General features: G+C 62.9%; 9 protein-coding genes and 1 pseudogene. 8 read left to right on the top strand and 2 right to left on the bottom strand.

What is annotated here, in order from left to right; genetic code table 11:
* The first annotated feature begins 391 nt into the window (after positions 1 to 391).
* From MKK65_RS21930 to MKK65_RS21950, 5 genes are all read left to right on the top strand, one after another.
* Positions 392 to 643: a PilZ domain-containing protein gene (locus MKK65_RS21930; RefSeq protein WP_313902057.1), complete on the top strand. Its 252-nt coding sequence runs from the start codon at positions 392 to 394 to the stop codon at positions 641 to 643.
* 75 nt (positions 644 to 718) lie between these two features.
* Positions 719 to 1,021, top strand: coding sequence for a hypothetical protein (locus MKK65_RS21935; protein ID WP_243960193.1), 303 nt, complete (start codon positions 719 to 721; stop codon positions 1,019 to 1,021).
* A 32-nt stretch (positions 1,022 to 1,053) separates the two neighbouring features.
* Positions 1,054 to 1,356 carry a hypothetical protein gene (locus tag MKK65_RS21940; RefSeq protein ID WP_243960194.1) on the top strand — a complete coding sequence of 101 codons (303 nt, stop codon included), beginning with the start codon at positions 1,054 to 1,056 and terminating at the stop codon, positions 1,354 to 1,356.
* A gap of 168 nt (positions 1,357 to 1,524) precedes the next feature.
* Positions 1,525 to 1,860: a hypothetical protein gene (locus MKK65_RS21945; protein ID WP_243960195.1), complete on the top strand. Its 336-nt coding sequence runs from the start codon at positions 1,525 to 1,527 to the stop codon at positions 1,858 to 1,860.
* Between the two features lie 158 nt (positions 1,861 to 2,018).
* On the top strand, positions 2,019 to 2,276 hold the full coding sequence (locus tag MKK65_RS21950) for a hypothetical protein (protein ID WP_243960196.1): 258 nt from the start codon (positions 2,019 to 2,021) through the stop codon (positions 2,274 to 2,276).
* Positions 2,277 to 2,857: 581 nt separating this feature from the next.
* Here the strand turns inward: MKK65_RS21950 and MKK65_RS21955 are convergent.
* Both MKK65_RS21955 and MKK65_RS21960 read right to left on the bottom strand, forming a co-directional pair.
* Positions 2,858 to 3,151, bottom strand: coding sequence for a hypothetical protein (locus tag MKK65_RS21955; protein WP_243960197.1), 294 nt, complete (start codon positions 3,149 to 3,151; stop codon positions 2,858 to 2,860).
* Positions 3,152 to 3,526: 375 nt separating this feature from the next.
* Positions 3,527 to 4,075 (bottom strand): hypothetical protein, encoded by a 549-nt coding sequence (locus MKK65_RS21960; RefSeq protein WP_243960198.1) that lies wholly within the window; start codon positions 4,073 to 4,075, stop codon positions 3,527 to 3,529.
* A gap of 150 nt (positions 4,076 to 4,225) precedes the next feature.
* On the opposite strand from MKK65_RS21960, the pseudogene MKK65_RS21965 reads away from it, so the two are divergent.
* From MKK65_RS21965 to MKK65_RS21985, 3 genes and pseudogenes are all read left to right on the top strand, one after another.
* Positions 4,226 to 4,593, top strand: a pseudogene (locus MKK65_RS21965) (hypothetical protein).
* A 1,002-nt stretch (positions 4,594 to 5,595) separates the two neighbouring features.
* On the top strand, positions 5,596 to 5,766 hold the full coding sequence (locus MKK65_RS21980) for a hypothetical protein (protein WP_243960200.1): 171 nt from the start codon (positions 5,596 to 5,598) through the stop codon (positions 5,764 to 5,766).
* A 63-nt stretch (positions 5,767 to 5,829) separates the two neighbouring features.
* A protein-coding gene (locus MKK65_RS21985) for an IS3 family transposase (RefSeq protein ID WP_243960201.1) occupies positions 5,830 to 7,010 on the top strand; the annotation gives its coding sequence in 2 pieces (ribosomal slippage) (positions 5,830 to 6,091 and positions 6,091 to 7,010; 1,182 coding nt in all).
* Positions 7,011 to 7,046: the final 36 nt, after the last annotated feature.

Here is a 7,046-nt window from a genome sequence, read left to right on the forward strand (position 1 = left end):
CTGTCCGTGTGAGACCAATACGTCCACCTGACGCAGCTTGCTCACGATCTCCTCGGGCTTGGGTCGTTGGGCCATCGGTTCCGTCCTCTGTCGGCTCAAAAGCCATACTTCAGGGCGGACCACTCCCAAGGGGGCCGATCAGCCGGCGGGGTTGCCGGACTGGCCGGGCTCGAACTGGGTTTCTTCCTTCGGCATCACGCGGATCCGGTCTGGGCGGTCCTGTAAACAACAGGATGAAAACAGGATGAAGATAGATAGCACCTGCTATATAGTTTCACGACACTCTCCTGCACATCGGCCTATGCCTCCGTGCCTCACCATGCAAGACAGCATTTGCTCAACCTCTGCGCCCTACCCTGATGGAGGGGGGATGAGATGCAAGGCGTAGCCAGTGCCCGCTCTTCCCGCTCGTTCACCACGCAGTCCCGCCTCGAAGGCGGCAGTCATCTCGCACGGCGGCTGGATGGCCGGATGCACCATCGCCGACATCTCGGTCAGCGGCGCACGATTGCTGGTGTCCCGGCCCGAGGCCGTACCGGATCAGTTCGAGCTGGCTACCGACCTGTCTGGCGGTTCGCGTCGGTGCCGCGCGGTCTGGCGCGAGGATGGGCAGATCGGCGTCGAGTTCGTGGATTGGATTTGAACCGATCTCCCCAGCGCCAATAAAGCCATTCCAAGTGATACAAAGCCAACATTAGATGAAGCGCTCGAGCCTCAGGTGACCAAAAACAACCTGACACCTTCAGATCAGGCGGCATACATGAACAAGCAGATGCAAATCCCGGCAAATTTCTGGGCCGAGCTTGAGCGCACCGTTTCGGCAAAGGTAGGTGATGCTCTTAACACAGATGAAGTTCCGCACGAGTTGCTGATCTCATATCTGCGCGACTTAGAGGTCATGGCGCGGACCGCATGCCATAGCCGGCAGACCGTTCAGATCATCGCATCCGGGCGTAGCCTTCTCGGCGACCGACAAGTGATTGGGCCGAAGGATTGCGCGTTCTCATACGCGCACCTGTGAACGGGATGGGCTTCGGGTCGGTGAACTATGTCATGACTGAACAAGCGTTCGCTGTCCTGCTGGCCTCCGCTTTCACCTTTGGGTGCGCAGCGATCTACCAGTTGCGCGAGCACGCCCGGCATCTCACGCCAATCCTCGCCAGCGTCACGACCGGCTTGGCTCTCCTGGCTGGTATGATGGCGCTCGCTCAGAACGGGGCCATCAGCCCAGCCGACGGTTCAAAACTGGCCCCCATGGGCCGCGCCCAAGCGTCCTCGTGGCGCTCGGAGACGAGAATGGCCGCGGCTCAGAAGCCGACCTCGGCCGAAACCCGACATGCGGCTCGCGGAGAGTAGAGCAGCCTGTGCGTCGCGGACAGCGGAGACATCGAAGTTGAGGGCGATGTGCTCACGCAACGCCCAGGTAAGCCTCCACTTAAATGCGCCTCGATCCCGTCAAATGCAGGGGCAACGTTCGGGAAAACGGTCACCAGATGGGCTTTGCGGCGCTCTCGGGATCGCATCATGCCAGACGACGCTGCCACGCTCCCGATTCTATCCTGCCGCTTTATGGACGCGCTCATCGAGCTGCTCGGCGCATTCCCCGCAGGACGCAATAAGAGTCGAGCCGAGGTGCTCTTCGAGCGACTAGATCAGCTGGACGACGAGGCCCGGCAGCACGGCGCTTCATCAACGACGCTGGCAGCCATCCAGGGCGCGCAAATCCTGCTCAGCCTAGCCGAGATGCCGCCTTCACAGCCTCCCCCGGAACAAATGGTTGGGAAGAACTTGTCACGGCCCGGGCGCATACGGGTGGTTGCAGCACGATCTCCCTCATCCTGGTCGGACGCCCAACGGTGACAATGCCTAAGCCCACAATGGCGCCCGTCGGTGGTTCGCTCGTTGCGCACGGCGGCTTGCCTGTAGGGGCACAGGCGCACGAGACATGCGATCTTCCTCCAATCCTCGCCATGGCCTTGTGGCCGTGGACTGACATCGTCGAGACTGCGACGGGCAGGATGGGCGACGCGGTGCGGCTGACAGCCGAGAACACGGTGGCGAACCTGCGTCGCCGGATCGTACCGACATTCCGACTAGAAACAGCGATGGATGACGCCCTGGTCGCCTCCGATGCGCTGGCACACGACCTCGATCAATGCGGCTCGTCTCGCTTAGATATGCGAATGGAAGCGCTAATCGCCCTGAACGCACTGATCTGGCGTCTGGGGTGCGCAAAGCCGACCAAGCAGACAAAAGGGATGGGTCTCGGTTGGTAAGCGCAGCGCTCGCGGAAGCTCATGCTCGGATCTGCCAGCAACCCTTTTCAGGAACTCTTTCTGGATCTAGCCCCATGCCTCCAGGTCATGAATAGCGATTCTGGGCAGGCATAGGCCTGCCCCATGCGCCATAAGGTAGCTTCCCGCACTCGGACAACAGCAAATCTATCTTTTGACGGCGACGGCATCCGTTAGATCGGGGTTGCCTAAGCCATGGATGATACTGCAGCGCTTTTTCGGATCCTCGCGAAAAGTCTCGGCGTCCCGGTAGAGAGCTTCTTCCAGGAGGCGATCACAGATTTGCAGCGCCTCCGTAGCAAGGAGGCGTGCGAGCTTTTGGACGCCTTCGATCAGATAGAGGGCTACACAGCCCGGCGCCGCTGCATCGAGTTCGTGAAGGCCGAGGCTAACGGAAGTTGGTAGTCATTGGCCTGGTCCACAGTCTCGCCAATACCCAAGCCTTCATCACCCCGGCAATGAGACTTCGCACGGTGCCGTTAGCGAACGCCATAGCGCGCTCGATGCCGTCGTGTGGGGCTAGGATGTGCGCCAGAGGTGGCACGCGGTGGACGGAGCGCCACTCATGCTGCCGGCCTCCCGATCCAGTGCCAGGCCATCTCCAGCACGATCGCGCGCCAGCCGGCGTGCGTCGGATCCATCTCGGCTATCTCCACCTCCACGGCGGCGAAGTCCTCGCCCGGATTGGCCGCATGCAGGGCGTGACCGATCCGGCGCAGCTCGGCCCGGCAGGCGGTACCGACGGGGTCCGCCACGTCGAGGGCATCCGTCGAGGCCGGCGTCAGGGCATCAACCCATGGCCGGCCCTTCTGCCAGTCAGGGTTGGCGGCGGCGCTGCGCTCGCGCTCGCCGGTCACGACGATGCGCAGCAGGGCGTCGGGCGGCGGCCTCGATGGGGGTAACGGGCTGGCTCATGCTTGCGCCTCCAGTTCGCGCTCGAATGCTTCCATCTCAGTATCAGTGAACGCGACGGCGCTGCACCAGGCGAAGTGGATGTGGAGCGGCATCGCGAATTTCGGGATTTGTACGCGCCGAGGGCATCCCACCGGGTCTCGGTGCCGACGTCCACGATCAGCCCAGCGTCGAGCAGGTTGCGGAGCGTCTTCGGGCTGCAGGCTGGCGGCTCACCACAACCGATGCGGTCGAGGGCGCGACGCTCGGCCGAGGTGCGGCCCGGGTGGGGGAGGCGGTCTGGGTCGGGCTTGCGGGGCATGGCTGGTCCTCCGGGCTGATCAGAAGAAGGCGGCTGCGACGGGCGAGAGCGGCGCCCGGAAGTGCCGGCCACGCGGGCGGATCGCAGCGCTCGGAGGGAATGTGACGGTGCCGGGCGCAAGGCGGGGTGAGAAGCGGCGAGCAGCAGGCGGCATCGTCTGAGCGTCGGCGCCGGCCTGCGCGGCAGTCTCGATGAAATCGAAGCCGGCCAACTCCCCGAGACGGTCGGTCAACCAGCCCCGGATGTCGGGCACCACTGCGGGGCCGTAGGCGCCGGTGCGCCACATCTGGCGGGCGCCCGGCCGCTGGTAGCGAAACGCCACAGCGTTCCGGATCCCTATAGAAGAACTGTTCTTATAGGAGTCCGGAACGCTGTGACCTCGAACGCTGGCGCGGCGGTGGTTCCAGTGTCTGGCGGCCTGCCCCGTCCCCCAAAGGTTTGGCCAGGCCAGGGACATGTCGTCTCCGCTATCGAGCACCACGCCATCGGTCAGCATCTCGACCTCCTCTCCGGGCGGGGACCACTGCACGACCTCATCGACCGTCCCCGCGCCTTCGTCCGCCACCATCGCGAAGGCCTCGCCGTACTCGTCTCATCGGCTTTGTTTCTTGCGAGCGCGCTGTCGTTATTTTGGGCGATTGGGTGAGGCTGCCGAAGACGAGGGTAGGCGAGATGAACGCTACGCTTTCTTCACCGTAGGCCGCGCACTGCCGCCTCCATGCCGATCCAGCCCGAGCACCGCTTCTTCTACCCGATCGACCGGCGCGAGCTGTCGATGGCGATCCGCTTCGGCCGGGCGCAGGGGCGCTGCGAAGGCTGCGGACGGCCGCACGGACGCATGGTCTACCACTTTGGTGACGGGCGATGGTGGGACGCCGAGGCAGGGCGCTGGCGCGACGGGTGGGGGCGCCGGATCCGGGTCAGGTCAGGTACCACATCCTCCGCCGCGCCCGCCGGACCCATGTCGTGCTCGCAGCAGCCCACCGAGATCACGACACGGCCAACAACGCGGACGCCAACCTCGCGGCGTTCTGCCAGCGCTGCCACATGATCCACGAGCGGCCGGAGCATCAACGTCGGCGCTAGCGCACGCTGTTCCGGCGGAAGGCGTCCGGGTATCTGTTTGGTGGTCCCTATGCGTGAGATGGCAACAGCACAGTCGCACAACTGCTAACGCCGGTTAATATTCTGTGCTGCCCGGCCCTGTGACATCGGCACATGGACACATTGTGTGCGATCGACTGTTCCCCAGGCATACAGACAGGAAAATGTTATGACTAAACTTATCCTCGTCGTGGCTTTTGCCGCAGCGCTGACGACACCTGCCTTTGCCCAGGTGATCGAGACTCCAACCAGCACGACTGTGATCGTCCCGCTAGGAGCGCCAGGCGTTATCACACGTCAACCTGGCTCGACCGGGGAAGAAGGTGCAGCAACCTACTCGCCAAGCGGTCGAGCCGCTGACGGCATCTCAGAGGACTCGGCGGCAGCTGGTAACGCGGGTCAACCCTCACGCATCGGCTCGATAGGCAGCGGTGGTGGCGGTGGCGGAAACGGTGGCGGCGGCTGATTAGTCCTAAATAGAACCCGCCCCCGTCACAGTGAATGCCGGATGGGGGCACCACATTCTAGTCGAATATCTGGTGGCCCATAACGCGATGTTGGTCACCGCAACTTTGAAAGGCATCCCCTCGGTGTTATTCCGATCTGAGACGCCGCCACCGCCCGGCAACTTACACGTAGCGGAACCGCCCGTCTACGATCGGCCGACTACGGCCATGTTGAAGGCAGACATCGACAGCGGTTCGACTGGCGATAAGGTCGCAGCCTACGATCCAGGTCTGTCGCAGCTCGGGACCGACGATGAGGCTGCTGGTAATACCCCGTCCCACGAACGCATTGCCTTAGCTCGTAAGACCGAGGCGGCATCTGCCAGGGTTCGAGGGGCAGCGCAGCCACACGGTCTGAACGACTGGGTTATACCCGGGTTCTGTGCCGCCATCGGGAGCATCGGCGCGATCCTAACGCTGTCGCTCTGGCTTTTCTAAAAAGCTCGCGGCACCTCGATCGCTCAAAATGGATTGTAAGATGGCTAGCCTCGAACAAACCCTACAAGTCTTCCGTGTACTGCTCGATGCCGAGCAGCCCGTGGACATCGGCGAAGCTGAGGAGGCTATTTGGGCGTACCTAAGTTCGGTTCCGGGCCTGAGCGCCCAGACGAATGCGCTGGAAATGCTTTGGCGAGAGACTACCGAGTGATCGGCCCCCTCGGGAGTGGTCCGCCCTGAAGTATGGCTTTTGAGCCGACAGAGGACGGAACCGATGGCCCAACGACCCAAGCCCGAGGAGATCGTGAGCAAGCTGCGTCAGGTGGACGTATTGGTCTCACACGGACAGAGCGTCGTCGCGTCGATCAGGGCGATCGGCGTGACCGAAGTGACGTACTATCGCTGGCGCAAGGAGTACGGCAGCCTGAAATCGGATCAAGTGAAGCGGATGAAGGATCTTGAGACGGAGAACCAGCGTCTCAGGAAAGCCATCGCCGATCTGACGCTGGACAAGCTGATCTTGCAGGAGGCGTCCCGGGGAAACTTCTGAGCCCCGCGCGCCGACGCGCCTGTATCGAGCACATCATGCTGAGGATGAACGTCTCCGAGCGTCGCGCCTGCCGGGCGCTCGGTCAGCATCGCTCGACACAGCGCAAGGTGCCGCGGGGGCGCGACGACGAAGAAGCGTTGACGGCCGATCTCGTGGCGTTGGCCGAGAAGTACGGGCGCTACGTCTATCGGAAGATCAGCGCCTTGCTGAAGGCGGCCGGGTGGTTCGTCAACGACAAGCGTGTGGAACGCATCTGGCGGCGTGAGGGCCTGAAGGTCCCGGTCAAGCAGCCCAAGCGAGGGCGGATCTGGGACAACGACGGATCCTGTATCCGTCTTCGCCCGGAATACCGCAATCACGTGTGGTCGTATGACTTCGTCGAGGCACGCACGCATGAGGGACGCAAGTTCCGGATGCTCAACGTCGTCGACGAGTTCACACATGAATGCTTGGCGATCCGGGTCGCCCGCAAACTCAAGGCGGTCGACGTGATCGACGTTCTCTCGGACCTGTTCATCCTGCGCGGCGTACCGGGCCATATCCGTTCGGATAACGGGCCAGAGTTCGTCGCGAAGGCTGTCCAAGCTTGGATCACCGGCGTCGGAGCCGAGACGGCTTACATCGCTCCAGGCTCACCATGGGAGAATGGCTACGTCGAAAGCTTCAACGCACGGCTTCGTGACGAACTGCTCAACGGCGAGATCTTCTACACACTCAGGGAGGCGCAGATCGTGATCGAAAGCTGGAGACGTCACTACAACACCGTACGCCCGCACGCCTCACTGGGATACCGGCCGCCGGCACCAGAGGTGTTTATGCCAGCCTTCACTGCTTGGCCGGCTGCGCTCGCCCGACCAGCTCCGCCGGCCAAGCTACCCGTGGCGGAGCGGCCTACCGCGCACTAAATTTAACCTTGGACCACCCTGTGGGGGCCGATCAAC

The organism is Methylobacterium sp. J-001 (assembly GCF_022829565.1).
GTDB lineage: Bacteria > Pseudomonadota > Alphaproteobacteria > Rhizobiales > Beijerinckiaceae > Methylobacterium.